This window comes from Luteibacter sp. SVR4-7G, from assembly GCF_056755555.1.
In genome coordinates this window covers 79,254-105,235 of record NZ_JBPGXO010000006.1, presented here as the reverse complement: position 1 = coordinate 105,235, position 25,982 = coordinate 79,254, and the positions used below count along the sequence as shown (strand labels likewise).

Below are 25,982 nucleotides of genomic sequence, written 5' to 3'. Positions count from 1 at the left end.
TCGAAGAATCACGCGATATGGCCAGGTTTTAATGCGCCCTGAAGCGAAATGGCTCCACGTGTAGCTAAGTAACTACAACTGAGCTATTAATACGCCCGCCTAACGGCATTCCACGGCTAAGGAGAAACATAATGAATTTGACGCGTACCCTTCTCGCCTCTGCGCTCGTCGCGCTTCTGGCAGCTTGCAGCAACGGCGCGCAGGATTCCGCGCAAGACGCCCAGAAGTCGGCTGCCGATGCCCAGCAGCAGGCAGACAAGGCCCAGCAGGCCGCCGACCAGTCGCAGAACGCCGCGACCTCCCAGGCCGCCGACCAGGCTCAGCAGTCTGCTGACCAGGCCAAGGACGCCGCTGCGCAGGCCCAGCAGGCCGCTTCGGCCTCGACGGCCGGTGGCGCTTCCGACACCGCGAAGGACGCTGCTTCCAACGCCGCCGATCAGGCCGACAAGTCGGCTGATCAGGCCAAGGATGCCGCCGATAACGCCAAGAGCGCTGCGGACGACAATAAGAAGTAAGCCTTCCCGGTTATTTCTGCTCCGGAAAACGGTCGCCTTCGGGCGGCCGTTTTTTTATTGCCCGTTAGCGCTGCCCCGGCAGCGAGTCCTGCCGCAACGCAGCGTTTTCGTCCACGCCCGCCCCGGTATGATGGCCGTTTCGTCCAAGCACGAACGCATATGCCCATTCTCCATTCGCAGCTCGATACCCGTTCCGCCGAATTCCAGGCCGCCAGCCTGCGCCTGCGCGCACTGACCGAAGATTTGCGTGAGACGCTGCGGCGCACGGCGGAAGGTGGCGGTGCGAAAGCGCGCGAGAAACACGTCGCGCGCGGCAAGCTGCTCCCGCGCGAGCGTATCCGCGCCCTGCTCGATCCGGGCTCGCCCTTCCTCGAAATCGCCCCGCTCGCCGCGCATGGGATGTACGACGACGCGGCACCGGCTGCCGGCGTCATCGCGGGCATCGGCCGGGTGAAGGGACAGGAAGTGGTGGTGTTGGCCAACGACGCCACGGTTAAAGGCGGCACCTACTTCCCGATGACGGTGAAGAAGCACCTGCGTGCGCAGGAAGTGGCGATGGAAAACCGCCTGCCCTGCATTTACCTGGTGGACTCCGGCGGCGCCTTCCTGCCGCTGCAGGATGAGGTCTTTCCAGACCGCGAGCACTTCGGCCGCATCTTCTACAATCAGGCGCGCATGAGCGCGCAGGGCATTCCGCAGATCGCGGTGGTGATGGGCTCGTGCACCGCCGGCGGCGCCTACGTGCCGGCCATGAGCGACGAAACCATCATCGTCCGCGAGCAGGGCACCATCTTCCTCGGCGGCCCGCCGCTGGTGAAGGCGGCCACGGGCGAAGTGGTGGATGCCGAGGCGCTTGGCGGCGCGGACGTGCACACCTCGGTATCCGGCGTCGCCGATCATTTCGCCGAGAACGATGCGCACGCGCTGGCCATCGCGCGCGACATCGTCGGTTCGCTCAACCGGGTGAAGAAGCAGCCGCTGGCGGTACGCACGCCGCTGGAACCGCGCTTTGCCGCCGAGGAACTATACGGCGTGATTCCCGAGGACACGCGCCGTCCGTTCGACATCCGCGAGGTGATCGCCCGGCTCGTCGACGATTCCGAGTTCCACGAGTTCAAGGCGCGCTACGGGAAGACGCTGGTCACCGGCTTTGCGCATATCCATGGCTATCCGGTGGGCATCGTCGCGAACAATGGCATCCTGTTCGGCGAATCGGCGCAGAAGGGCGCGCACTTCATCGAACTGTGCAACCAGCGCAACGTGCCGCTGGTGTTCCTGCAGAACATCACGGGCTTCATGGTCGGCCGCAAGTACGAGAACGGCGGCATCGCGAAGGACGGCGCGAAGATGGTCACGGCCGTGGCCTGTTCGCACGTGCCCAAGTTCACCGTGGTGATAGGCGGCAGCTTTGGCGCGGGTAACTACGCCATGTGCGGCCGTGCCTATGGCGCACGCTTCCTCTGGATGTGGCCGAACGCACGCATCAGCGTCATGGGCGGCGAACAGGCCGCGTCGGTGCTCGCCACGGTGCGCCGCGACGGGATCGAAGCAGGCGGCGGCCAGTGGAGCGCGGAAGACGAGGAAGCCTTCAAGGCGCCCATCCGCGAGCAGTACGAGCGCCAGGGCCACCCTTACTACGCCAGTGCGCGCTTGTGGGACGACGGCATCATCGATCCCGCCGACACACGCCGGGTCCTCGGCCTGGCCATCTCGGCATCGCTCAACGCGCCGATCGAGCAGGGCCGCTTCGGCGTCTTCCGCATGTAACGTCGTAGGAGCGCGCCCAGCGCGCGCTGAGCCTTTCGCCTCGGTTCTGAAGCTTGCGCGCCAGCTCCGGGTCACGGCCTCAAAACATGTCGCGCGCGGGCGCGCTCCTACGGAATGCAGGGCCATGCTAACCTCGGGGGTCCATGTCCGACCACGATCGCGCGCCGCCCGAAATACTGACACCGTCCGGCCTCAACCGGCTGGTGCGTGACCTGCTGGAAGACGCCCTGCCGATGGGCGTGTGGATCGAGGGCGAACTGTCGAACGTGTCCCGGCCTTCGTCCGGCCATGTGTACTTCACCCTGAAGGACGCGCACGCCCAGGTGCGCTGCGCCATGTTCCGCATGGCGGCCTCGCGGCTGCGCTTCCGCCCCGTCGATGGCATGCACGTGCTCATGCGCGCAAAAGTCGGCCTCTACGAGGCACGCGGCGAGTTCCAGCTGGTCGCCGACCACATGGAGCCGGCGGGCGAAGGCGCCTTGCAGCGGGAATTCGAACAGCTCAAGGCACGCCTCGGTGCCGAAGGCCTGTTCGCCCTGGAGCGCAAGCGCGCCCTGCCCGCTTTCCCGCGACGGATCGGCGTCATCACCTCTCCTTCGGGTGCCGCCGTCCGTGACGTGCTAAGCGTGATCGGGCGCCGTTTCGGCCTTGCCGAGGTCGAGGTGCTGCCGGTGCCGGTGCAGGGCCGCGAGGCGCCACCGGCGATCGCTTCGATGCTACGCCGCGCATCGGCCAGCGGGCGCTACGACGTCCTGCTGGTGACCCGCGGCGGCGGTTCGCTCGAAGACCTCTGGGCCTTCAACGACGAGACCGTCGCACGCGCCATCCACGCCAGCGCCGTCCCCGTCGTCTCCGCCGTGGGCCATGAGGTGGATTTCACCATCGCCGACTTCGTGGCCGACCTGCGCGCGGCCACGCCGTCCGCAGCCGCGGAGCTGCTCGTGCCCGATCGTGCGGATCTCGCACGCCGGCTGGAGCGCCTACGCCAGCGCATGGCGACCCTGATGGCACGGCGGCTGCAGGCGCTGGCCCAGCGCAGCGATCACTGGCAGGCCCGGCTCAACGCGCAGCGCCCGCAGGCGCGCCTGGCCCGCGACGCGAACCGGCTCGACTCGCTGCACCGGCGGCTCTTCGTTTCCATCGGCCAGTCCAACCATCTTCGCCGCGCGCGTCTCGATCGCCTGCAGGCGCGGCTCGCCGCGCAACACCCGAAGCTGCGCCTCGTGCCCTCGCGCATCCGCCTTTCCGAGCTGCGCCAGCGCATGGCTGCCAGCATGTCGCGGCGCATCGAGCGCGACCGCCTGCGCCTCGCCCAGCAGGCACGCACGCTGCACGCCGTCAGCCCTCTCGCGACGCTGGAGCGTGGCTATGCCATCGTCTTCGACGAGCGCGACGCCATCGTGCGGCGTGCCGCGGACGTCGCGGTCGGCGAGCGGGTACGCGTGATGCTCGGCGAGGGCGAGCTCAGGCTGTTGCGCGAGGACTAGTCGCAGGTCTCACAGGAACTGAACGCTGCGGATACCATCATGGCGACGTCGCCACCGCAGGGATCCCTCCCCGTGCTCCGGAAGAACTACCCGTACTACCTCGCGAACGCCCCCGTCAAAGGCAAGGCGAAGCTCGATGTCGTCGACAAGTACACGGGCGAAGTCGCCACGCGCGTCGCCCTCCCCGACGCGGCTGCATTGGAGAAGGCCATAGGGGCCGCACACGACGCCCGTGCCGCGATGAAGCGCTTCCGGCCCTACCAGCGCCAGGCCGTCCTGGAACATTGCGTCGAGCGTTTTCGCGAGCGCCGCGACGAACTGGCCTATGCGCTCTGCGTCGAAGCAGGCAAGCCGATCAGGGATTCGGCCGGCGAAGTCACCCGCCTCATCGAGACCTTCAAGATCGCGGCCGAGGAAGCGGTACGCATCAACGGAGAAACGCTCAACCTGGAGATCTCCGAACGCAGTGCCGGCTACCACGGCTACACCCGGCGGGTGCCGCTCGGACCGGTAGCCTTCATCACCCCCTTCAACTTCCCGCTCAACCTCGTCGCGCACAAGGTCGCACCCGCCATCGCCGCCGGGTGTCCGTTCGTGCTCAAGCCCGCCGAGAGGACGCCGCTGGGTGCGCTGATCATCGGCGAGGTACTGGCCGAGACCGACCTGCCCAAGGGCGCCTTTTCTATCCTGCCGATGGAAGGGAAAGACGCGGAAGCGCTGGTCACCGATCCGCGCCTGAAGCTGCTCTCGTTCACCGGCGGCCTCGTCGGCTGGGACCTCAAGGCGAAGGCCGGCCACAAGAAGGTCGTGCTGGAACTCGGCGGCAACGCCGCCTGCATCGTGGACGGCGACCAGGGCCACCGCCTCGACGCCGTGGTGGAGCGCCTGGTCTTCGGCGCCTTCTACCAGTCCGGGCAAAGCTGTATCAGCGTCCAGCGTATCCTCGTGCACGACGACGTTTATGACGCGCTACGCAAGAAGCTGGTCGCGAAGGTTAAAGCCTTGAAGGCAGGCGACCCGAAGAAGAAGTCGACCTTCCTGGGTCCCATGATCGATACTGCCGCGGCGGAACGGCTCGAAGGCTGGATCGCCGAGGCCCGCAAGGCCGGCGCGCGCGTCCTCTGCGGCGGCGGCCGCAAAGGCGCCATGCTCGAGGCAACGCTGCTCGAAAACGTGCCGGGCGACGCGAAGCTGCAGCGGATGGAAGCGTTCGGCCCGGTCGCGCTGCTGCAGCGATTCCTTTCCTTCGACGAGGCGCTCGCCACCGTCAACGACTCCGACTTCGGGTTGCAGGCAGGTGTCTTCACCAACGACCTGCACCATACGATGCAAGCGTGGGACACGCTGGAACAAGGCGGGGTGATCGTCAACGACGTGCCGAGCTTCCGCGTCGACAACATGCCTTATGGTGGGGTGAAGTCGTCGGGGCTTGGGCGCGAGGGGGTGCGCTATGCGATCGATGATATGTCGGAAACGCGGTTGCTGGTGATTCGCGATATTTGAGGTCGTGGGTTAAGCCGGAACTGGCCCAGCCGGCTGCAGGTCGCCGATGAGCGTGGGGATGAGCTCCGACACCGTCGGATGGATCGGTACCGCCCACTGTAGGGTGCCGATGGAGGCGTCGGCGTTCATCATGTCGAGGATGCCGTGGATGGCCTCGTCGCCGCCCGTTCCGAGGATGGCCGCCCCGAGGATCTTCTTCGTCTCCGCGTCCGCCACGACCTTCATGAATCCGCGCGTCTCGCCTTTCTCGACAGCCCGGCCGACCCGCGTCATGGGTCGCGTGGAAACGAGCAGCCGCCTTCCTGTCTCGCGTGCCTGCGCCTCAGTCAGGCCAACGCGGCCCAGCGGGGGATCCACGTATAGGGCGTAGCCCAGGATGCGGTCACTCACCTTGCGCGCATCCCCGTCGAGGAGGTTCGCGGCGACGATTTCGTAATCGTTCCACGCGGTATGGGTGAAGGCGCCCTTGCCGTTGCAGTCGCCCATGGCCCAGACCCCTTCGGCGGTCGTCGCAAGGCCGTCATCGACCCTCACGTAGCCGCGCTCGTCCGTTTCGATGCCAGCCAGTTCAAGTCCCAAGTCGTCCGTATTCGGCCGGCGCCCCACGGCGAGCAGGACATGCGTGCCGATGACCTCCGGCGCACCTTCGGTACAGTCGACGCCGACCGTCACGCCGTCGGGGCGCCTGCCAAGACGTACGCAGCACGCATTCGTGCGCACCTCGATACCCTCCTCCTCGAGGATGGCGCGAATCTCCGCGGACGTGTCCTCGTCCTCGCGCTGGACGAGGCGAGGGCCCTGCTCCACCACGGTGACCTTCGCGCCGAAGCGGCGGTACATCTGCGCGAATTCCAGCCCGATGTAGCTCCCGCCGATGACCACGAGGTGGCCGGGCACGGATTCCAGCGGGATGATCGTGCTGTTCGTGAGGTAATCGACCTCGCTGATACCCGGAAAATCCGGCACGTTCGCCCGTCCACCCACATTGAGAAAGACCTGGGGCGCCTCGATCGTTTCGCCGTTCACTTCGAGCCGCCGCGGGCCGACGAAGCGGGCGTGTCCGCGAATGAGGGTGAGTCCTGGCATGCCGGCCAGCCAATCCTCATTGCTCTTGCGGGAATCGAGGATCACCTTGCGCGCCCGCGCGGCGATGGTTGGCATGTCGATGGTTATCGGGCCCACGCCAACACCGTATTCCGCGCCCCGCTGGGCGAGGCGAGCGGCGTAGGCACTCGCAACGAGTGTTTTCGTCGGTTTGCAACCGGTATTGACGCAGGTGCCGCCGACCAGGTGCCGTTCGACGATGGCGACGGTCTTCCCCGCACCGGTCAGGCGGTTCGCCAGAGCGGGCCCGGCCTGCCCTGCCCCGACAATGATGGCGTCGAACGAACGGAACATGGCGGCTCTCCGGCGTGGGTACCGGCCCATCGTATCGGACGGAGGGCTGGAACTGGTGACCCCGGCCCGATTCGAACGGGCGACCTTCCCCTTAGAAGGGGGCTTACGCGTCGCCCTGGAATGCGGGTTTGGGGCTGATGCGTGCTTGTGATGTGCTCATCGTACCGGATCGAGAGCGCCGGATCGGCCCTATGATCGGTCTTCAAGACCCTTTGGCTTACGAGGCAACGGCAGATTGCTCGCGGCGCGCAGCGCCTTGCGCGCTCGCTCCAGTTCGTCGACGTCAGGCATGCGGGCGCTGAGGTACCGCTCCACGAAATACATCGCCTGGGCTTCGCTGCCGGCGTAGCAGGACAACTCCTTGCCGGCCTTCGAGATGACGACCGATCGCCAGCGGCCATCAGGATACGCGGTACTGCTCACGTAGCCGACGTTCACGCCCTCGATCTGGGCAAACCAAGCCGCTCCCTCGATGGAGGGCTTCTTCCATTCGATGTCGGCGATGCTGTACATGCCGCAGAAGATACCGGCGGCCGGTCTCAGAAACGTGGATGATTCGCCGGAGGCGCGCAGGATTGCGCGGTAACCGTTCGCCAGGGATAGACTTATCCGATGGACCCCCGCGAAGAAATCATCCTCGCTGCGGCAGATATCGCTCGGGACGCCGAGGCAATGAACTGTGCCGCTCTAGATCGCGACTTTGACGAAGCGAGGTTTAGGGCCAGCCTGATTGTGGACAAGGCAGCCTCGGCGGGGTTCGGTCGAGTAGCGGCCGCCGCGGCGCGCGCTCTGGAGAGACTCGGTCCGGCCGGAGGTCCGCCCCATTCGAACTACGGCGAGGCCCTGCTGAGGGTGGCCAGCGCCATGGACGCAATCTGGTTCGATTGGAACTAGACGTCGGCGAGCTCGCCGGGAAGACGTGGCGAAGCCGCCTCCGATCAAGGCCGAAAGTCGGACATCTGTGCGGAATGGGTATAGCGAAATGGAACATTCTGCAGCCTCGCGGCGCTCAGCCGCTGACGAGGCCTTCGCTCGCAAGAACCCGCACTGGTTCTCGTGGAATTGAACACCCTCGACTCTTTCCGAACTCGCGTCGCACATCATCCGCCATCATGCCAACCTTTTTCACGGCCGCGCGGAGTGGTCTTCCGATACCTCCAAAGAGATCGTCCAACAGAGGCTTCATAGTCCTCATTGACGTTGATACGTTTAGCGTCGGTTGGGTCAATATTGTTTTTGTCATCCGCCATGCCAGTCTCCTGTTTGAAACATGGGAGCGTTGCGGGCGCGGCGTCGACGTGTGGTCAATGTCCCATGGGGCTTCGCCGAAGATTCCTAACGCTTCAGGCGAGGCGCGCTAGCACTTGTCGCGCATCAACACGCTCGGACCACGTGACTACGCTTCACGACGCACTGGTTAGGTTTCCATGGTTTCGGCGACCTCGTGCCTCGCTGGCCCGGTCAACCGTACTTCGAGGGTTAAGCTGCGCGCGCTTCCCCGGGACCCATCGCAATGCAGTCGCGGTGACTGTTGCCGTTTGTCTGTCGCGCTCAGCTTCACCTCTCCGACTGGTTCGCGGGGATGCCAAGGCGGCAGGCATCGGCGGCTCGCTACATCGCCTCCGGTACACCTTCTGCGCGCGCCTGGCCATGGCTGGGTGCAGCTCCGGCGCATCCAGATCCTGGCCGGTCACAGCGACTACGAGATCACCGAGAAATATGCACTTGGCGCCCGGCGGCACAATGCGGCCGTGGCGAAGCTCACCTTCTAAGGGTGTCCTCACGGCGGTGATTTATGGCGTGATATTGAATCTGCCGTAGCCCGGAGCGGCTTTAAATGGTGACCCCGGCCCGATTCGAACGGGCGACCTTCCCCTTAGGAGGGGGACGCTCTATCCAGCTGAGCTACGGGGCCTTATCCGACTCAGCATACCGTAACTAGGCCGCGAGGAAAAAGTCTCAACAGAGGACACCAACTATGACGGTGCTTGGCACGATTTCATTATGCGGGCAACGGAAGGCAGCACGGGAATAACGGAGTCGCGACATCCTCATGCAGGGATGAAGCGGAGGAATCCCGCGGTGGCGGCAGCCCCACTCGGATTATCCGCCGGATGATTCACCCCATTGAGCACCGGCACCTCCGCGAAGTCGAACGGACTGATGCCCTGCAGGCAAGCGACGTTCACCCCGTACTGCGCGGTATTCGAACGCCGTTGGTGAAACGTATAGATGCCGCACTTCGAGCAGAAGTAATGCTTCGCCGTGCCGGTATTGAACTGATAGACGCTCAACGCGTCCTCGCCCTGCTCGACGACGATGCCGTGGAGTGGGGCGGACACGGCCACCGCGCCACGCATGCGGCAGTAAGAGCAATTGCAGCGGCGGGCAGTGCGCAAGCCGTCGGTCAGCGTCACCGTGAATTGGACGGCACCGCAATGGCACGAAGCTTTGGATGTGGTGATGTCGGGGAGCGTGGGCGTAGCCATGGCTGGGGAATCTTCCTGTCGGACCGCACTGGCGGCGACGGGAATCTTGCCATGCCTCAGCGAACGACCGAAAACCGCCTCGGCGGCAGCGGCGGCAACTGCGCGGGCCGTTTGGCGTCGCTGCCGAACGGCCTCCAGACGCCGTCGGCGCCCTCGATCCCGATGCTGGCGTCCCCCCCCTCGGCGGAAGCGCGGTTGACCGCGGCTCGCAGGGCGTCGAAGCGGGAGCTGAAACGCCCGATGGGGCGGCCTTCCACGCACACCGTCCAGGTGGCGCCTTCGTCGGGCTGGTAGGGAATCTCGTAGACGCGGGTCATAGAGCGGGCCGCCTGCTGGAGAAGTTCAGGTGCAGCATGGACTTGCGCGCGTCTTTGCGAAGTCGTCGCAGGAACGGGCGATGCAGACGCCATCACGACATCCGTCCTGCGCCGCACAACGGGACGTGAAGGGGCTGTTTGCTAGAATCGCGGTTTTATCCGTGCCGTCATAGGAGCACCCATGTCCGCCAAGATCCTCGCAGCGCTCGGCCTCAACGCCACCGAGTCCGGCACCTACCTGGGCCGCGGCCAATGGGCCGGCACCAGCGACGCCGGCACGCTCAGCCCGGTGAATCCGGCGACCGGCGAGGTCATCGCGACGGTGCAGGCGTCCAGTGCGGCCGATTACGAGACGATCTTGCAGCGTGCGCAGGAAGCGTTCGCCGTGTGGCGCACCGTCCCTGCCCCGCGCCGCGGCGAAGCCGTGCGCCTGTGCGGTGAGGCGCTGCGCAAGCATAAAGATGCGCTGGGTTCGCTGGTCGCGCTCGAGATGGGCAAGATCAAGCCGGAAGGCGACGGCGAAGTGCAGGAGATGATCGACATCGCCGATTTCGCCGTCGGCCAGAGCCGCATGCTCTACGGCAACACCATGCACTCCGAGCGCCCGGGACACCGCATGTACGAGCAGTGGCATCCCATCGGCCTGGTTGGCATCGTGAGCGCGTTCAACTTCCCGGTGGCCGTGTGGGCCTGGAACGCGTTCCTGGCCGCGATCTGCGGCGACATCTGCATCTGGAAGCCGTCGCCGAAGACGCCGCTCTCGGCCATCGCCACGATGAAGATCTGCAACGAGGCGCTCAAGGAAGGCGGCTTCCCGGACATCTTCTTCCTCTTCAACGACGCCGGCAGCGACCTGGCCCAGGCCTTCGTCGACGATAAGCGCATCCCGCTCATCAGCTTCACCGGCTCCACCAAGGTCGGTCGCATGGTCGGCGAGCGCGTGGCGAAACGCATGGGCCGCAGCCTGCTCGAACTGGGCGGCAACAACGCCATCATCCTCGACAAGTCGGCGGATCTGAAGCTGGCCATTCCCGCGATCGTGTTCGGCGCCGTCGGTACCGCCGGTCAGCGCTGCACCACCACGCGCCGCCTGTTCGTGCACGCGTCCATCCACGATGCCGTGGTGGACACGCTGGTGAAGGCCTACGGCCAGGTGGAGCAGAAGATCGGCGACCCGACCCTGTCCACCACGCTCATGGGCCCGCTGAACAGCCCGGAAGCCGTGCAGGCCTTCCTCGGCGCCATTGAGAAGGCCAAGGCCGCCGGCGGCACCGTGCGCACCGGCGGCAAGGCCCTCACCGATCGCAAGGGCAACTTCGTGCTGCCGACGATCATCACCGGCCTCGACAATGCAGATGAGGTGGTGCAGACGGAGACCTTCGCGCCGATCCTCTACGTCATGCCGTTCGACACGCTGGACGAGGCCATCGCACAGCAAAACGCCGTGCCGCAGGGCCTGTCCTCCGCCATCTTCACGCAGGACCTGAAGGCAGCCGAGCAGTATCTCTCCACCGCCGGTTCGGACTGCGGCATCGCCAACGTGAACATCGGCACCTCGGGTGCGGAGATCGGCGGGGCCTTCGGTGGCGAAAAGGAAACCGGCGGCGGCCGCGAGTCGGGCTCGGACGCGTGGAAGGTTTACATGCGCCGCCAGACCAACACCATCAACTACTCCGACGCCTTGCCGCTGGCACAGGGCATCAAGTTCGAGTTCTGAAGCAACGGGTGATGCCATGAACGACCTGCGCTCCACGGAACGCTTCTCCGACCGCGTCGAGGACTATGTCCGCTACCGGCCGGACTACCCGCGGGCGCTGGTCGACTGGCTACGCGGGCTGGGTGTCCATCCCGACTGGAGCGTGGCCGATATCGGCGCGGGCACCGGCATTTCCAGCAAGCTGTTCCTGGATGCCGGCCACCGCGTCACGGCCGTCGAACCGAATGCCGCCATGCGCGCGGCGGCGGAGCGCTGGCTCGGTAGCGAGGGCCGCTTCCACGCCGTGGACGGCAGCGCCGAAGCCACCGGCCTTGCCGGCGGTTCGGTGGACCTGGTCATCGCCGCGCAGGCGTTCCACTGGTTCGACAAGGAGAAGGTACGCCGGGAATTCGCGCGCATCCTCTCGCCCCACGGGCTCGTCGCCGTGTTCTGGAATTCGCGCCGGCTGGTCGGCACGCCGTTCCTGGAAGGCTACGAGCGCCTGCTGCTCGAATATGGCCTCGATTACCTCGGCGTGGCCGAACGCTATACCGACGACGAGTCCATGGCGCGCTGGTTCGGCAAGGGTTACCGCGGCATGGCCAGCGTGCCCCACGGACAGAAGCTGGATTACGACGCCCTGCTCGGGCGCCTCATGTCATCCTCCTACGCGCCCAAGCCGGGCCACCCCAACCACGAGCCGATGCTCCACGCCCTGCGCGCGCTCTTCGACGCGACACAGGACGGCGGCACGGTCGATTTCGATTACGACACCCGCATCTTCGCGGGTCGACCGGATGCCTGATGTACGACCTGATCCGCCCCCTGCTCTTCAAGCTGGATGCCGAGACCGCGCACGGCCTCACCCTGTACGCCTCGGACGTCGCGCAGCGTAGCGGCCTCTCCGGATGGATCGCGACACCCCCGTCCGACCTTCCCGTGCGTTCCTTCGGCATCGATTTTCCGAACCCGGTAGGGCTCGCCGCCGGACTGGACAAGAACGGAGAGCATCTCGACGGCCTTGCCGCGCTCGGCTTCGGCTTCGTGGAAATCGGCACGGTCACGCCGCGTCCGCAAGCTGGCAACGACAAGCCGCGCATGTTCCGCTTGCCCGCGCACGAGGCCGTGATCAACCGGCTCGGCTTCAACAACGGCGGCATCGACACACTGGTACGCAACGTGGAGAAGGCCGCCTTCCGCGGCGTGCTCGGCATCAACATCGGCAAGAACAAGGACACGCCGAACGAGCGTGCCATCGACGATTACCTGCTGTGCCTCGAGCGTGCCTATCCGCTGGCCAGCTACATCACCGTGAACATTTCCTCGCCCAATACCCAGGGCCTGCGCGACCTGCAGGAAGAGGAAACGCTGCGCCGCTTCATCGGCGTGCTGCGCGACGCACAGGAGCGCCTCGCCGCGCAGCACGGCAAGCGCAAGCCCATGCTGCTGAAGATCGCGCCTGATCTTTCCGAAGCCGAACTCGATGCGATCGCCGACGTGCTGCTCGCCTCGGGCATCGACGGCGTCATCTGCACGAATACGACCATCGACCGTGCCGAGGTGGCGGGCGATCCGAATGCCCAGCAGAGCGGCGGCCTCTCCGGCCGGCCGCTCTTCGCGAAATCCACGGCCGTCCTCCGCGGCATGCGCGCGCGGCTGGGCGACAAGCTGCCGATCGTCGGCGTCGGTGGCATCCTCGACGGCGATACGGCGGCCGAAAAAATGGAAGCGGGCGCGGCGCTGGTGCAGGTCTACTCGGGCCTCGTCTATCGCGGGCCGAAGCTGATCGCGGAAGCGGTCGCGGAAATCCGCCGGCGCGGGATCCTGGCATGAACAACGGACCGGTCGACATGGGCGGGTTCACCCTCGCCAGCGACGCGCCGCTCGGTGGCCGCAACACGCTGCGGGTCGATGCGCGCGCAAAACTTCTCGCCGAAGTGCGCGATCCGATGAAGATTCCGGAACTGCTCGCGTACCCCGCCGTGAAGGCCGGCAAGGTCCTCGTGCTGGGCGAAGGCAGCAATCTGCTCATCAAGGGCGATATCGACGGCACGGTACTGGCGATGGCGACCCGCGGCGTGGAAACCTTCCAGCGCGACGACCGCGTGCTTATCCGTGTCGCAGCGGGCGAGCGCTGGGACGATTTCGTCCGCTGGTCACTGGGCCAGGGGTATGCCGGCCTGGAGAACCTCATCCTGATTCCGGGAACGGTCGGAGCGTCGCCCATCCAGAACATCGGCGCATACGGCGTCGAGGTCGCGGAATTCATCGACACCGTGGAAGCCTGGGATACGCACAAGGGCGAGTTCGTCGTGCTGGACAAGGCCGCATGTGCCTTTTCCTATCGCGATTCCACCTTCAAGCAGCAGCCTGGCCGCTGGATCGTGGTGGCGGTCACGTTCGCGCTTCCGCGCGAGCGCCCGCTGTCGCTGGACTATGCCGGCATCCGCGAGGAAGTGGAAAAGCTGGGCGTGGCCCGAGCCACGCCCTACCACGTAGCCGAAGCCGTGGTCCGCCTGCGCTCGCGCAAGCTTCCCGATCCGGCCGTCATCGGTAACGCCGGAAGCTTCTTCAAGAACCCCATCGTGCCCGCCGCGCAGGCGGACGCGCTCGCCCTCGCCCACCCCGGGCTGCCAGTGTGGCCGCATACCGGCGGGACGGCCAAGATCTCCGCGGGCTGGCTCATCGAAGCCGCCGGTTTCAAGGGCGAACGCGACGGCGATGCGGGCATGTCGAACCGCCACGCCCTGGTGCTGGTGAACCATGGCAAGGCCACCGGGCCGCAGCTGTGGGCGTTCGCACAGAAGGTGATCGCCGGTGTGCAGGCGAAATTCGGCGTGGTACTGGAACCCGAACCACTCATTGTTTAGGCCGGTGAAAGTCCGGGAGGACCGTGTCACGGAGCTGTAAGGCTACCGTCATACGCTTCCGCGGGCGGCGTACCATGGGGGCGTCGCGATCCGCGACGAGGACACCGCTTGGACACGATGACGCCACCGAACGAAGCCGCCAGCGCCACCACCGCGAAGGGCGCCGCCCGGCAGGCCACGCCCGTGGACGCGCCGGATATCGATCTCAACGACCCGGCACTGTACGTCCATCGCGAGCTGTCGCAGCTGCAGTTCAACATCCGCGTGCTCGATCAGGCATTGGACGAGTCGAAGCCGTTGATCGAACGGCTCAAGTTCCTGCTGATCTTCTCGTCCAACATGGACGAGTTCTTCGAGATCCGGGTGGCCGGGCTGAAGCAGCAGATCGCCTTCGATCACGAAATGATCGGCGCCGACGGCATTCCGCCGCGCCGTGCGCTCGCCGAAATCTCGGAGGTGGCGCACCGGCAGATCGAGCGTCAGTACGCCATCCTCAACGAGAAGATCCTTCCCGCCCTCGCGGAGGAAGGCATCCGCATCGTCCGGCGCAACCAGTGGACGCACAAGCAGAAGGTCTGGGTGCGCCGCTATTTTCGCAACGAGGTGGCGCCGCTGGTCACGCCGATCGGCCTCGACCCGACGCATCCGTTCCCGCGCCTGGTGAACAAGAGCCTCAACTTCATCGTCCAGCTGGAAGGTGCCGACGCCTTCGGCCGCGATTCCGGCCTGGCCATCGTGCCGGCGCCACGCATCCTGCCGCGCCTCATCCAGCTGCCGGCGGAGGTGTGCGAGGGCGGCGACAACTACGTGCTGCTGTCGTCCATCATCCATGCGCATGCCGACGATCTCTTCCCGGGCATGCGCGTGCTTGGTTCCTACCAGTTCCGCCTCACCCGCAACGCCGATCTCACCATCGATCCGGAAGACGTCGAGGACCTCGCGCGCACGCTGCGCGGCGAACTGTTCTCGCGCCGCTACGGCGACGCCGTGCGCCTCGAGGTGGCCGATAACTGCCCCAAGCCGCTGGTCGATTACCTGCTGAAGCAGTACTCGCTGGAAGCCGATGCGCTGTACGAAGTGAACGGGCCAGTGAACCTCGCCCGCCTGTTCGAGATGACGCTGCAGCCGGCGTATGCGCGCCTGCAGTTTCCTGCCTTCGTGCCGGCGCTGCCCAAGGCACTGGCCGAAGCGGAAGACATGTTCACGGTGATCGGCAAGCAGGACATCCTGCTCTACCACCCGTTCGAATCGTTCTCTCCGGTGGTCGACTTCCTGCGCCAGGCGGCCAAGGACCCGCAGGTGCTCACCATCAAGCAGACGCTGTACCGCAGCGGCGCGAATTCCGAGATCGTGGACGCGCTGGTGGAAGCCGCGCGGGCGGGCAAGGAAGTCACCGCGGTGGTGGAACTGCGCGCGCGCTTCGACGAGGAGTCCAACCTCAGCCTCGCCTCGCGCCTGCAGCAGGCCGGAGCCGTCGTGACCTACGGCGTGGTGGGGGTGAAGACACATGCGAAGCTGATGCTCGTGCAACGGCGCGAAGCCGGCAAGCTGGTGAGCTACGCCCACCTGGGCACGGGCAATTACCACTCCGGCAATGCGCGCCTCTACACCGATTACAGCCTGCTGACTTCGGACGAGGCGCTCTGCGACGACGTGCACCGCCTGTTCCGCCTGCTCACCGGCATGGGCAAGGCCCTGAAGATGAAGCGCATGCTCTATGCGCCGTTCACCCTGAAGAAGGGCCTGCTCGACCTCATCGCCCGCGAGGCGGCCCATGCCGCGGCCGGGAAAAAAGCGGAGATCGTCTGCAAGATCAACGCGATCACCGATCCGAAGGTGATCCGCGCGCTCTACCGCGCCAGCCAGGCGGGGGTGAAGATCGACCTGATCGTGCGTGGCATGTGCTGCCTGCGCCCGGGTATCCCCGGGGTCTCGCAGAACATCCGCGTGCGCTCCGTGGTCGGCCGCTTCCTCGAGCACAGCCGGGTCTACTGGTTCCTCAACGACGGCGAGCCCGACCTCTTCCTGGCCAGCGCCGACCTCATGGAGCGCAACCTGGAGCGGCGCGTGGAAACCTGCTTCCCGGTGGAGGGCAAGAAGCTGCGCCAGCGGATCAGGCGCGAACTGGACCTGTACCTGGCCGATAATCACTCGGCCTGGGTCCAGCAGGCCGACGGGGGGTACACCCTGCTGCAGCCGCAGTCCGGCCAGCCGGTGCGGGATGCGCAGACCCAGCTGCTGGAGCGCTTTGGGGGCATCGCGGCCCCCGGCAGTCCCGACCCCCGGACTTTCACCTAACCCCAACGGCCAAGGCGACATTCTCTCGCGGGCGAGGCACAATGGCCCCGCAGTTCAGGGGGAGACGGGCTTTCTCTGGAAACGCTTCCGGATCCACGCCGCGCACCGGGGAGGTGCGCCTAAGCTTGTCGCGGGTATCGGAATGCGTTTCTGCAACCGGCAGCACGGGTGGATCCTTCGTCTCCTGCAGATGACGCTAGTCTGTGGTCTCTGTTTCGCGGGTGCCGCGGGAGCGACGTCGCTCCTGACCGAGTTCAGGGAGGTCCGCCCCGGCGACCAACCGGCCGAGGTCCTCGCCGAGGCTGCCCAGCGCCCGTTTCCATCCTTCGATCCGGCCCGCCTGCAGATCCTGCCCAATTCGCCGGACGGCACCTGGGTGGTCGTACGCACGCCGCCGCCCTGGTCCAGCGGGGACCGCGTCCTCAGCGTCCGCCATCCGGGCATGGGCGCCGTGTCGCTGTACGACGGCAATACCCTGGTCGCCACCACGTCGCTGGAAGATTTCGGGCCGCCGCTGCACGGCCACGGCCGGCTGATTTTCGACGTGCCGGAGTCCATCCCCGCCTCGCGTCCGCTCCTGCTCAAGTTCCAGGGCGGCGCGGCGCCAGGCGCGGTGACGATCTCGATGGATTCCTGGCCCAACTACCTCACCGACGACGGAAGCTGGATGGTGTTCGCGACCGGCTCGTTTGCCGTGATGATGACGATGGCGCTCATGGCGCTGTGTTTCGCCCTCATCCTGCGCGACATGACCTTCGGCTGGTATGCGGCCTACCTGGTCTGCTATGCGCTGATCCAGGGGCTCCGCTCAGGCTTCGTCTTCCATCCGCTGGAACTGGAGTCGCTCGCCGGGATGGCGGACAACCTGGGCGCGGCCGCCACCGCGCTGTCGGTGTCCTTCGCGGCCCTTTTCATGCTTCGCTTTGCCCGCGTCGACGAGTACGTGCCCCTGCTGCGCACGCCGGTGCTGTCGTTCGCCGTCGTGATGCCCGTCCTGATCGTCCTGCGCGCCACGGGCGTCGGCATCCTGGTCGGCATGGCGCAGCTGCTGCTGCAGCCGCTGGTCCTGCTTGGCGCCCTCCTGCTCCTGGTGGCCGGCGCGCTCGCCGCCGCTCGCGGCTCCCGCCATGCCTGGTTCTTCCTGGTCGGCTGGACGCCCCTGCTCATCCTCACCGCGCTCTGCGGGGCGCAGCAGCAGGGCATGCTGGCGGGTGCGCCCTGGCTGCCCGACGCGGCGATCGGCATGGGCGCCTTCGAGGCCATCGTGCTGTCCATCGGCCTCTCGGACCGCGCCCTCACCATCCGCCACGACCGCGACCGTGCGCGCGAACTGGCCGACAGCGACCCGCTCACCGGCCTGCTCAATCGCCGCGCCTGGACCGAGGCGGCGCTGGAGGTACTCGAGCAAGGCCTTGCACGGCCGGTGGCGGTGCTGTTCTTCGACCTGGACCATTTCAAGGCGCTCAACGACCGGCACGGTCACGCGGCTGGCGACGAGGCCCTCGTGTCAGTGGCCGCCGCGTTGCGCCAGGAGCTGCGCCCCTCCGACCTGGTCGGCCGCTATGGCGGCGAGGAATTCGTCGCGCTGCTCCAGGGCGTGGACAAGGAAAACGCCATGCAGATCGCCACGCGCCTGTGCCGCCGCGTCCATCGGCTCGACGTGCACGTGAGCACGGCGGACATGCTGACGGTATCCATTGGCGTGGCCATGCGCATGCCTGCCGACACCGTGCAGTCGCTGGTGGAACGGGCAGACGCGGCGATGTACCAGGCGAAGCTGGCCGGGCGAAACCGGGCGATATGCGCGGGGCATGTCGGGCCTGTGCTGGTTCGCCGCTCGGAAGTCGGGTAGGAGTGCGTCTTACGCGCGACAGCTTTTCGCGAGAAGCAGCAGGCCCTGTTGCTCGCGGCCCCAAAAGGTGTCGCGCGCGCAGGGCGCGCTCCTACAGTTCGGCTGCGGCGGCCACGATGTCGTCATCGCCGGGCAGGACCAGGAACGCCGCGCCCGCCAGGGGCGTGAACGTGTCTGCACCGACCACGCGCCGAAGCGGAAGGTGGCCCAGGCCGGCTTCGACGATGGCCGTGATCACGCCCTCGCCCACGCCCGCGCTCTTGCGGCCTTCGTCCACTACCAGGATGCGCTTTGCACTGGCGGCCTGCCTCGCGATGAAGGCGTCGTTGAGCGGGACCAGCCAGCGCAGGTCCACCACGCGCACCTTCCAGCCGCGCTCGGTTTCGATGCGCCGGGCGGCACGCAAGCTCATCGGGACGCCGTTGCCGAAGGTGAAGATCACGAGGTCGCCGGCGGCCTCGTCATACACACGGCCTTCCCCGAACGGCATCGCTTCGTCCGGTGCCGGATAGGCAAACTGCCACTGGCCGTCGCCCGCTTCGTACAGGTCCTTGGTCATGTACAGGGCGATCGGCTCCAGGAAGGCGGTGACGCGACCGTCCACCTTGGCCAGGGCGGCCATCGTGCGCAGCATCGTGGCAGCGTCGTCGCCGCGGCTCGGACAGCCGACCACGAGGCCGGGGATGTCGCGTAGTGCGGCGATCGAATTGTCATTGTGGAAATGGCCGCCGAAGCCGCGCTGGTAGCCCAGCGATGCCACGCGCATCAGCATCGGGTTGCGGTATTGCCCGTTCGAGAAGAACTGCAACGAGGCGGCCTCGCCACGGATCTGGTCGCAGGCATTGTGGAAATACGCGAGGTACTGGATCTCGGGCAGAGGCAGCATGCCCATGTTCGCGTAGCCCTGCGCGAGACCCAGGATCATCGTTTCGTCGAGCAGCGTGTTGAACACGCGCGCATTGCGGAAGGCCTTGTGCAGGCCCTTCGTCACCGTATACACGCCGCCCTTCTGGGCCACGTCTTCGCCGAACAGCAGGCTCTCCGGATACTTGGCCATCAGATCGTGCAGCGCCTGGCCGATCTGAATCGCCAGGTGCCGGGGCGGCTGCTTCTCCGGCAGCTTGTCCGTGCCGCCGAACACACGCTCGCGCTCGGCGGCCTCCGCGACACGGGTGGCTTCGCTGCGAACGGCATCCGGCGAATACGGCGCCAGCGGTGCCATCACGTCCTCGAGGCGGGTGAGCCGGGGCCGGCGATCGGCCTCTTCCGCCGCCTCGAAGCAACGCTTGCGCGTGGCCTCGTACAGGTCCAACAGCGCGTCGCGGTCGTAGAGTCCCGAGGCGAGCGCGATGCCGGCACTACGCAGCAGCGGATCGGTGGCTTCCAGCGCCACCAGTTCCTCCACCGAACGCCATTCGATCTCGAAGTCCGTGCCGGCGTGGCCCATGATGCGAGTGGTGCCGAGGTGCAGGAAGGTCGGCCGCCGCGTGCTGCGGCAATGTTCGACCGCACGCTGCACGTCGGCATAGCCGCCGGCGAGGTCCAGGCCATCGGCATAGAAATAATCGAGGCCGGGACGATGGCGGAAGTTGTTAGCCACCCATCCGCTCGGCGTCTTCACCGAAATGCCGATACCGTTGTCCTCGCATACGAAGAGCACGGGTGCCGGCAGCTTCTGGTAAGCCGTCCAGGCGGCCGCGTTGAAGGCCGTCTGTGCCGTCGCGTGGTTGGAGGACGCGTCGCCGAAAGAGCAGATCGCGATGGCGTCGCCGGGTACCGGCAGGGCGTGCCCGATGCGGCCGGCCTGCTCGATCGCGATGGCCGTGCCGAGCGCCTTGGGCAGGTGCGAAGCGATGGTGGAGGTCTGCGGCAGCACCCACAGCGGCTTGCTTCCCCATACCTTGTGCCGGCCACCCGAGGCAGGATCCTCGCTGCTCGCGGCGAACGAAAGCGCGGAATCCATGACCGGATCCATCCCGGGCAGCTTGCGGAAACGTTCCGCCATGAATCCGCCGCTGCGGTAATGCAGGAACGCCGGATCGGTGTGCCGGGTCAGCCGCGCCACCATGGCGTTGCCTTCGTGTCCCGACGAGCCGATGGTGTAGAACACCTTGTTCTGCACGCGCAGCACGCGCGCCATCAGGTCGAGGTGGCGGCTGATCAGCTGCGACTCCAGCAGTTCGCGGAAACCCCGCGCGTCAAGCGCGCTGCCCGGCAGCACGGGTTCGTCGTCGCGCGGCGCGCGCGCGACGTCCCCTTGCCACGACTGCACGAACTCGACGAAGTTCTGGTCGACGATCTCGGCGCGGTTGAAGCCCTTGTGACGGGCGGCGATGGGTTGCGGAACGGACATGGAGAGCTCGGCGGGAAGGAGGGAATCAGGCGACCATCGGGGTGAAACCGGGCTGGGCGCGGACACGCTCCAGCCATGCGCCGACCTGCGGCCAGCGGCCGAGGTCGAAACCAGCCTCGGAAGCGCAATGGGTATACGCGAAGAGCGCGATGTCCGCGACGCCGAAGACGCCGCCGCTGAACCAGGGCTCCTGGGCGAGATGGCGTTCCATCACGTCCAGCGCCGTGGCGCCCCGCTCGCGAAGGCGAGGCAACTCGGCACGGCGCTCATGGTCCTCGGGCAGCCAGCGGCAGACGAAGCGCGCCACCGCGATATAGGGTTCATGGCTGTACTGTTCGAAGAACAGCCATTGCAGCGTGCGCGCCCGCTCCCACGCATCGCGCGGCAGGTAATCCGTGCCTTCCGCGAGGTAGCAGAGGATCGCGTTGGATTCGGCGAGGCGCCGCCCATCCTCCAGCACGAGCAAGGGCACCTTGCCGTTCGGATTCAACGCGAGGAATTCGGGCGTGCGCGTGGCGCCCTCGGTGGTCACCGTGTCGATCCACCGGTACGGGCGGCCGAGCATGTCCAGGAGGAGCTGCAACTTGTAGCAGTTGCCGGAAGGGCGCCAGCCGTAGATGGTGGGCCCGGTGGATACGGTAGCGTTCAAGGCGGTTGCTCGCATGGGAGGAATCAACGGCGACGGCGGGCGAACCATTGCTCGCGCGTCTGCCCCCATAAATCGACCACGTCGTCCTCGAACGGCGCCGGGAGCTTGCCCGGCCCCAACAGGGTCGAGCCGAGCTTCCTGGCGACACCGATGGATGCGTGGTTCTCAGGGCTGATGGAGTGGATGACCTCGGTCCAGCCGAGCGTGTCGAAGGCCCAGTCCATGGAGGCAGCGGCACCCTCGGTGGCATAGCCCTTGCCCCAGGTCTCCCGCAACAGGCCCCAGCCGATCTCGTGCCCCGGCCATCCCTCGGGATGCCAGGGGCCCAGACGGCCCACCCAGCGGCCGCTGGATCGCTCGATCACGGAGAACATCCCGAAGCCCTGGAGGCTCCAGCAGCCCGCCATGGTCATGAAGTTGCGCCAGGCGATCGCTCGGGGCTGCGGCCCGCCGAGGAACCGGTTCACTTCCGGGTCGGCCATGCACTCGGCCCAGGCGTCGAAATCGTCCGCCGCCGTGGGCCGCAGGATCAGCCGGTCCGTCTCGATGCGCAGGCCGTGCATGCGGACCTCAGAATGCGTTGATGCCGGTAAGCTCGCGGCCGACCACCAGCTGGTGGACGGTCTCGGTGCCTTCGTAGGTAATGACCGATTCCAGGTTCAGTGCGTGGCGGATCGCCGAATGCTCCGTGGTGATGCCGGCGCCGCCGAGGACGTCGCGGCACTCGCGCGCGATGTCCAGGGCCATGCGCACGTTGTTCCACTTGGCCAGTGACACCTGGGTCGGCTGCAGCCGGCCGGCATCCTTGAGCCGGCCGAGCTGCAGCGACAGCAGCTGCGCGGTGGTGATGCGACGGGCCATGTCGGCCAGCTTCAGCTGCACCGCCTGGTTGGCCGCGAGGGGGCGGCCGAACAATACGCGCTGCGCGGTGTAGTCGAGCACTTCCCTGAGGCACGCCTGCGCTGCGCCGATGGGGCCCCAGGTGATGCCGTAACGCGCCTGGTTGAGGCAGCCCAGCGGACCCTTCAGGCCCTTCACGTTCGGCAGGCGCGCGCTGTCCGGCACGCGCACGTCGTCGAAGAACAGCGCGGAGGTAACCGAGGCGCGCAGGCTCATCTTCTTGTGCACTTCCTGCGCGGCGAAGCCCTTCGTCGATGTCGGGACGATGAAACCCTGGATGCCGTCATCGGTCTGCGCCCAGACGATGGCGATGTGGGCGAGGTTGCCGTTGGTGATCCACATCTTGGCGCCGTTGATCACCCAGTCGCCGCCGTCCTTGCGCGCGACGGTCTTCATGTTCGCCGGATCGGAGCCGCCGTGCGGCTCGGTGAGGCCGAAACAGCCGATGATCTCGCCCGCGGCCATCTTCGGCAGGTATTCGCGCTTCTGCTGTTCCGAGCCGTAGGCGAAGATCGGATACATGCACAGCGAGCTCTGCACCGAAGCGAAGCTGCGCAGGCCGGAATCGCCACGTTCCAGCTCCTGGCAGATCAGGCCGTAGCTCACGCCATTCATGCCGGCGCAGCCGTATTCCTCGGGCAGCGTGGCGCCGAGCAGGCCGAGCGAGGCGATCTCGGGCACCAGTTCGGAGGGAAAGCGGCCCTGGTCGAAGGCATCGCCGATGATCGGCAGGACCTTTTCGTCGACGAAACGGCCGACGGCGTCCTGCACGGCGCGCTCCTCGTCGGTGAGCAGCGAACGGACGTCGTAGAGATCGAGCGGGTCGAGACGATGGGCCATGCGGGGACTCTTGCTTTGGGCAGCCGGAAACCCCCGATTGTAGCCATGGGTCCGGGCACGGTCATGGCGGGCCGCAACAATCCGCACACCGGGCTGGCCACATAATGGGGTCTCCTGCCCGCCGGATCCTTACCATGTTCAAAGGCGTACTCCTGGGCTTCGCCTGCTACGCGGCCTATGCGTGGAGCGACGCCTTCGTGAAATCGCTCGAAGGCAGCCTGCCGGCCTACGAGGCCGTCTTCTTCGGCGCCATCCTGGCCATGGCCGCCCTGCCCTTCCTCAAGAAACCGGGCGACCGCTGGAGCGAGGTGGTGGTGTCGAAGATGCCGGGGCTCTGGCTACTCCGGGCCACGGCCGGCGCCATCGGCAACGTGACCGCAGTGATGGCCTTCACGGCTCTGCCGATGGCCGAGGCGTTTTCGCTGATCTTCCTCCTGCCCATCTTCGTGACCATCCTCTCGGTGGTCTTCCTGCGCGAGCACGTGGGCTGGCGGCGCTGGTCGGCCGTGATCGTGGGCTTCCTGGGTGTACTGGTCGTGCTGCGGCCGGGCTTCCGTCACCTGGGCACGGGACATGTGGCCGCGATCGTGTGCGGCCTGGCCGGCGCCTTGTCGATCGTGGCGCTGCGCATGGCCGGGGCGACGGAAAAACGCATCACCCTTTACGGCGCCGGTGTCGTGGGGCCGATGGTGGCGGGCTTCATCATGATGCTGCCGCACTTCGCCTGGCCAGACGCGCATCAGTGGTTCCTGCTGCTGGGTTACGGACTGTTCGCCGCGGCCGGCGCCGTGCTGCTGATGCTGGCGACCCAGCATGCGCCCGCCAACCGCGTCGCGCCCACGCAGTACAGCCAGATGCTATGGGCGATCCTGTTCGGCTACCTGCTGTTCCACGACCACCTGGACTGGCCGATGTTCGTGGGCATCGCGATGATCCTCGGCGCGGGACTCTTCACCTTCGTGCGCGAAGAGAAAAAGACCCAATGGTGGCGCTGGACGAATATCGTCTGACGGTGACTACCGTCTGCCCCCACCTTGGGGGCGGCCACATTGGCGTCACTGGCGGTGACTGTGTAGGAGCGCGCCTGCGCGCGACAGATTTTCGCCACGGTCATGAGGTTCATGCGCCAGCTCCGGGGCATGGCCCCAAAACATGTCGCGCGCAGGCGCGCTCCTACAGTCGCTCTTACGAATTCGAGACGCCGTGCGGGACGTGGCCGGTCGCCACGTGCTTGCGTGCCGATTCCACGTTCGCCGGGGAATCGTCGAAGAAGATGTCGGCGCCGAAGGCATCGAGGAACGGGCCCTTGTCGCGGCCGCCGAGGAACAAGGCTTCGTCGATGCGCACGCCCCAGCGGCGCAGCGTGAGGATCACGCGCTTGTGCGCCGGCGCGGAACGCGCCGTGACCAGCGCGGTGCGGATCGGCGAAGTTTCCGCGGGGAACGCGGCCTGCAGGCGGTGCAAGGCGGCGAGGAAACCACGGAAGGGCCCGCCCGACAGGGGCTCCGCCCAACGCTCGCTCTCGTTGCGGTGAAAGGCGTCCAGACCCTGCTCTTTCGAGACCCGTTCGCCCTCGTCGCCGAAGATCACCGCGTCGCCGTCGAAGGCGATGCGCAGCTGTTCGCTCGAACGCTGCGGCGCCGTGGAAGGGAGGATCGTCGCCGCGGCGACGCCCGCGCGCAACGCGCGGCCCACGTCCTCAGCGTTGGCGGAGAGGAACAGGTCCGCGCGGAAAGGCGCGATGTAATCGGAGGTGGGTGCCCCGCTGGTAAACGCGGCGCGCGAAATGCCGAGCTTGTAATGCTGGATCGCATTGAAGATGCGCAGTCCCGTATCGCCCGAGTTGCGGGATAGCAGGATCACTTCCACGGCCGGCACGTCGCCGGACAGCGCGTTCAGACCCAGCAGCTTCTGCACCAGCGGGAACGCCACGCCCGGTTTCAGCAGTTCGTCTTCGTGTTCGATCTGGTAAGCACGATAGGCGTCCAGCCCTTCGCGCTCGAACAACTCGTGGCTGTCGCCCATGTCGAACAGTGCGCGGGAGGAAATCGCCACGACGAGGCGGTTGTCGCTCACCGATGAGGCCGCGTGCGCACTCGGGGCGGGGCGTTCGTGTGCCAGCGCGCTTCCCGCATCGGGGGCGGCAGCGGTGCTGCGGTTCGGGTCGGAACCGCCCGGAACGTGTTGCTTGTCGTCGGGACCGGTCATGGGGCGAACTGCTCATCGAGGATACGTTGCTGCAGGTTGTGCTCGGGATCGAACAGGAGGCGCACGGCGTTCCGGCGCGACTGCCGGATCTCGACCGTGCGCACGTCGCGAACCTCGTGGAAGTCGGCGGTGGCGCTGATCGGCCGCTTGTTCGTGTCCCTCGTGTCGAAACCCACCCGGGTGGCATGCGGAAGGATGGCGCCACGCCAGCGGCGGGGACGGAACGGGCTGATCGGGGTGAGCGCCAGCACGTTGGCGTCCAGGGGCAGGATCGGCCCGTGCGCGGACAGGTTGTAGGCGGTGGAGCCGGCGGGCGTGCAGACGAGGATGCCGTCGCAGACGAGCTCGTCGAGCTTCACCTCGCCGTTGAGGCGAACCTGCAGGTGGGCGGCCTGGTTGCTCTGGCGCAGGAGCGCCACCTCGTTGAAGGCGAGTGCGCGGTGTTCCGAGGCGTCGCAGCAGGTGCAGTGCATTTCCAATGGATGCAGCACGGCCGGGTGCGCCTTCTCGATGCGCTCAGGGAGGTGGGCCAGCTCGTGCTGGTTCATCAGGAAGCCGAGCCGTCCCAGCTTCATGCCGTAGAACGGTACGCCGAGGGTCCGGTGCGCGTGCAGGGTGCGCAGCATGAAGCCGTCGCCACCCAGCGACACGATGATGTCGGCTTCGCCCGGCTCCACGCCGGCGTAGCGCTTGATCAGGGCGGCACGGGCGCGTTGGGCGACTTCGGTTTCGCTGGCGACGAAGGCTAGGCGCATGGGGCTTCGGGCTTCCGGGTCCAACCCCGAGCTTAGTAGGAGCGCGCCCCGCGCGCGACATCTTTTCGCCGCAGTCCCCAGGCTC

The 25,982-nt window shown here is 66.7% G+C and carries 21 protein-coding genes and 1 tRNA gene; 11 read left to right on the top strand and 11 right to left on the bottom strand.

Annotation, left to right across the window (positions count from 1 at the left end):
- Window positions 1-131 precede the first annotated feature (131 nt).
- The 4 genes from ACR9ZH_RS04020 (at window position 132) to ACR9ZH_RS04005 (ending at window position 5,272) form a co-directional block, all read left to right on the top strand.
- Window positions 132-515 carry a hypothetical protein gene (locus tag ACR9ZH_RS04020; protein ID WP_481289462.1) on the top strand — a complete coding sequence of 128 codons (384 nt, stop codon included), beginning with the start codon at window positions 132-134 and terminating at the stop codon, window positions 513-515.
- A gap of 159 nt (window positions 516-674) precedes the next feature.
- The gene (locus ACR9ZH_RS04015) at window positions 675-2,282 is read left to right on the top strand and encodes a carboxyl transferase domain-containing protein (protein ID WP_481289461.1); all 1,608 of its coding nucleotides are present in this window, start codon (window positions 675-677) and stop codon (window positions 2,280-2,282) included.
- Window positions 2,283-2,425: 143 nt separating this feature from the next.
- Window positions 2,426-3,769: an exodeoxyribonuclease VII large subunit gene (xseA, locus tag ACR9ZH_RS04010; protein WP_481289460.1), complete on the top strand. Its 1,344-nt coding sequence runs from the start codon at window positions 2,426-2,428 to the stop codon at window positions 3,767-3,769.
- Between the two features lie 72 nt (window positions 3,770-3,841).
- Window positions 3,842-5,272 (top strand): aldehyde dehydrogenase family protein, encoded by a 1,431-nt coding sequence (locus ACR9ZH_RS04005; protein WP_481289481.1) that lies wholly within the window; start codon window positions 3,842-3,844, stop codon window positions 5,270-5,272.
- A gap of 9 nt (window positions 5,273-5,281) precedes the next feature.
- Here the strand turns inward: ACR9ZH_RS04005 and ACR9ZH_RS04000 are convergent, their stop codons facing one another.
- From ACR9ZH_RS04000 to ACR9ZH_RS03980, 5 genes are all read right to left on the bottom strand, one after another.
- The gene (locus ACR9ZH_RS04000) at window positions 5,282-6,670 is read right to left on the bottom strand and encodes an FAD-containing oxidoreductase (RefSeq protein ID WP_481289459.1); all 1,389 of its coding nucleotides are present in this window, start codon (window positions 6,668-6,670) and stop codon (window positions 5,282-5,284) included.
- A gap of 189 nt (window positions 6,671-6,859) precedes the next feature.
- The gene (locus ACR9ZH_RS03995) at window positions 6,860-7,183 is read right to left on the bottom strand and encodes a hypothetical protein (RefSeq protein ID WP_481289458.1); all 324 of its coding nucleotides are present in this window, start codon (window positions 7,181-7,183) and stop codon (window positions 6,860-6,862) included.
- Between the two features lie 1,325 nt (window positions 7,184-8,508).
- Window positions 8,509-8,585 (bottom strand) — tRNA-Arg (locus ACR9ZH_RS03990).
- A gap of 136 nt (window positions 8,586-8,721) precedes the next feature.
- Window positions 8,722-9,159, bottom strand: coding sequence for a GFA family protein (locus ACR9ZH_RS03985; protein ID WP_481289457.1), 438 nt, complete (start codon window positions 9,157-9,159; stop codon window positions 8,722-8,724).
- 56 nt (window positions 9,160-9,215) lie between these two features.
- Window positions 9,216-9,476 (bottom strand): hypothetical protein, encoded by a 261-nt coding sequence (locus ACR9ZH_RS03980; RefSeq protein ID WP_481289456.1) that lies wholly within the window; start codon window positions 9,474-9,476, stop codon window positions 9,216-9,218.
- Between the two features lie 181 nt (window positions 9,477-9,657).
- On the opposite strand from ACR9ZH_RS03980, the gene amaB reads away from it, so the two are divergent.
- The 6 genes from amaB (at window position 9,658) to ACR9ZH_RS03950 (ending at window position 18,192) form a co-directional block, all read left to right on the top strand.
- Window positions 9,658-11,193: an L-piperidine-6-carboxylate dehydrogenase gene (amaB, locus tag ACR9ZH_RS03975; RefSeq protein WP_481289455.1), complete on the top strand. Its 1,536-nt coding sequence runs from the start codon at window positions 9,658-9,660 to the stop codon at window positions 11,191-11,193.
- Window positions 11,194-11,209: 16 nt separating this feature from the next.
- Window positions 11,210-11,977: a class I SAM-dependent methyltransferase gene (locus tag ACR9ZH_RS03970; RefSeq protein ID WP_481289454.1), complete on the top strand. Its 768-nt coding sequence runs from the start codon at window positions 11,210-11,212 to the stop codon at window positions 11,975-11,977.
- On the top strand, window positions 11,977-13,005 hold the full coding sequence (locus ACR9ZH_RS03965) for a quinone-dependent dihydroorotate dehydrogenase (protein ID WP_481289453.1): 1,029 nt from the start codon (window positions 11,977-11,979) through the stop codon (window positions 13,003-13,005). Before ACR9ZH_RS03970 ends, ACR9ZH_RS03965 begins: the two co-directional genes overlap by 1 nt.
- Before the next feature lie 17 nt (window positions 13,006-13,022).
- Window positions 13,023-14,042 (top strand): UDP-N-acetylmuramate dehydrogenase, encoded by a 1,020-nt coding sequence (gene murB / locus ACR9ZH_RS03960; protein WP_481289480.1) that lies wholly within the window; start codon window positions 13,023-13,025, stop codon window positions 14,040-14,042.
- A 117-nt stretch (window positions 14,043-14,159) separates the two neighbouring features.
- Window positions 14,160-16,340 carry a polyphosphate kinase 1 gene (gene ppk1 / locus ACR9ZH_RS03955; protein WP_481289452.1) on the top strand — a complete coding sequence of 727 codons (2,181 nt, stop codon included), beginning with the start codon at window positions 14,160-14,162 and terminating at the stop codon, window positions 16,338-16,340.
- A gap of 142 nt (window positions 16,341-16,482) precedes the next feature.
- Entirely contained in the window at window positions 16,483-18,192 is a 1,710-nt protein-coding gene (locus ACR9ZH_RS03950; RefSeq protein WP_481289451.1) for a GGDEF domain-containing protein, read from the top strand.
- A gap of 91 nt (window positions 18,193-18,283) precedes the next feature.
- On the opposite strand, the gene ACR9ZH_RS03945 is transcribed toward ACR9ZH_RS03950, so the two are convergent.
- The 4 genes from ACR9ZH_RS03945 to ACR9ZH_RS03930 are packed head-to-tail and all read right to left on the bottom strand — an operon-like array spanning window position 18,284 to window position 22,934.
- On the bottom strand, window positions 18,284-20,545 hold the full coding sequence (locus tag ACR9ZH_RS03945) for a thiamine pyrophosphate-dependent enzyme (RefSeq protein ID WP_481289450.1): 2,262 nt from the start codon (window positions 20,543-20,545) through the stop codon (window positions 18,284-18,286).
- Window positions 20,546-20,570: 25 nt separating this feature from the next.
- Window positions 20,571-21,194, bottom strand: coding sequence for a glutathione S-transferase family protein (locus tag ACR9ZH_RS03940; RefSeq protein WP_481289449.1), 624 nt, complete (start codon window positions 21,192-21,194; stop codon window positions 20,571-20,573).
- Window positions 21,195-21,217: 23 nt separating this feature from the next.
- The gene (locus ACR9ZH_RS03935; protein ID WP_481289448.1) at window positions 21,218-21,757 is read right to left on the bottom strand and encodes a GNAT family N-acetyltransferase; all 540 of its coding nucleotides are present in this window, start codon (window positions 21,755-21,757) and stop codon (window positions 21,218-21,220) included.
- A 7-nt stretch (window positions 21,758-21,764) separates the two neighbouring features.
- Window positions 21,765-22,934: an acyl-CoA dehydrogenase family protein gene (locus ACR9ZH_RS03930; RefSeq protein WP_481289447.1), complete on the bottom strand. Its 1,170-nt coding sequence runs from the start codon at window positions 22,932-22,934 to the stop codon at window positions 21,765-21,767.
- Window positions 22,935-23,068: 134 nt separating this feature from the next.
- Here ACR9ZH_RS03930 and ACR9ZH_RS03925 point away from each other — a divergent pair, with 134 nt between their 5' ends.
- Complete coding sequence (locus ACR9ZH_RS03925; protein WP_481289446.1) at window positions 23,069-23,944, top strand: DMT family transporter; 876 nt, start codon at window positions 23,069-23,071, stop codon at window positions 23,942-23,944.
- A gap of 175 nt (window positions 23,945-24,119) precedes the next feature.
- Here the strand turns inward: ACR9ZH_RS03925 and ACR9ZH_RS03920 are convergent, their stop codons facing one another.
- Window positions 24,120-25,142 carry a 5'-nucleotidase gene (locus ACR9ZH_RS03920; RefSeq protein ID WP_481289445.1) on the bottom strand — a complete coding sequence of 341 codons (1,023 nt, stop codon included), beginning with the start codon at window positions 25,140-25,142 and terminating at the stop codon, window positions 24,120-24,122.
- Window positions 25,139-25,897 carry an NAD kinase gene (locus tag ACR9ZH_RS03915; RefSeq protein ID WP_481289444.1) on the bottom strand — a complete coding sequence of 253 codons (759 nt, stop codon included), beginning with the start codon at window positions 25,895-25,897 and terminating at the stop codon, window positions 25,139-25,141. Before ACR9ZH_RS03915 ends, ACR9ZH_RS03920 begins: the two co-directional genes overlap by 4 nt.
- Between the last annotated feature and the right edge of the window lie 85 nt (window positions 25,898-25,982).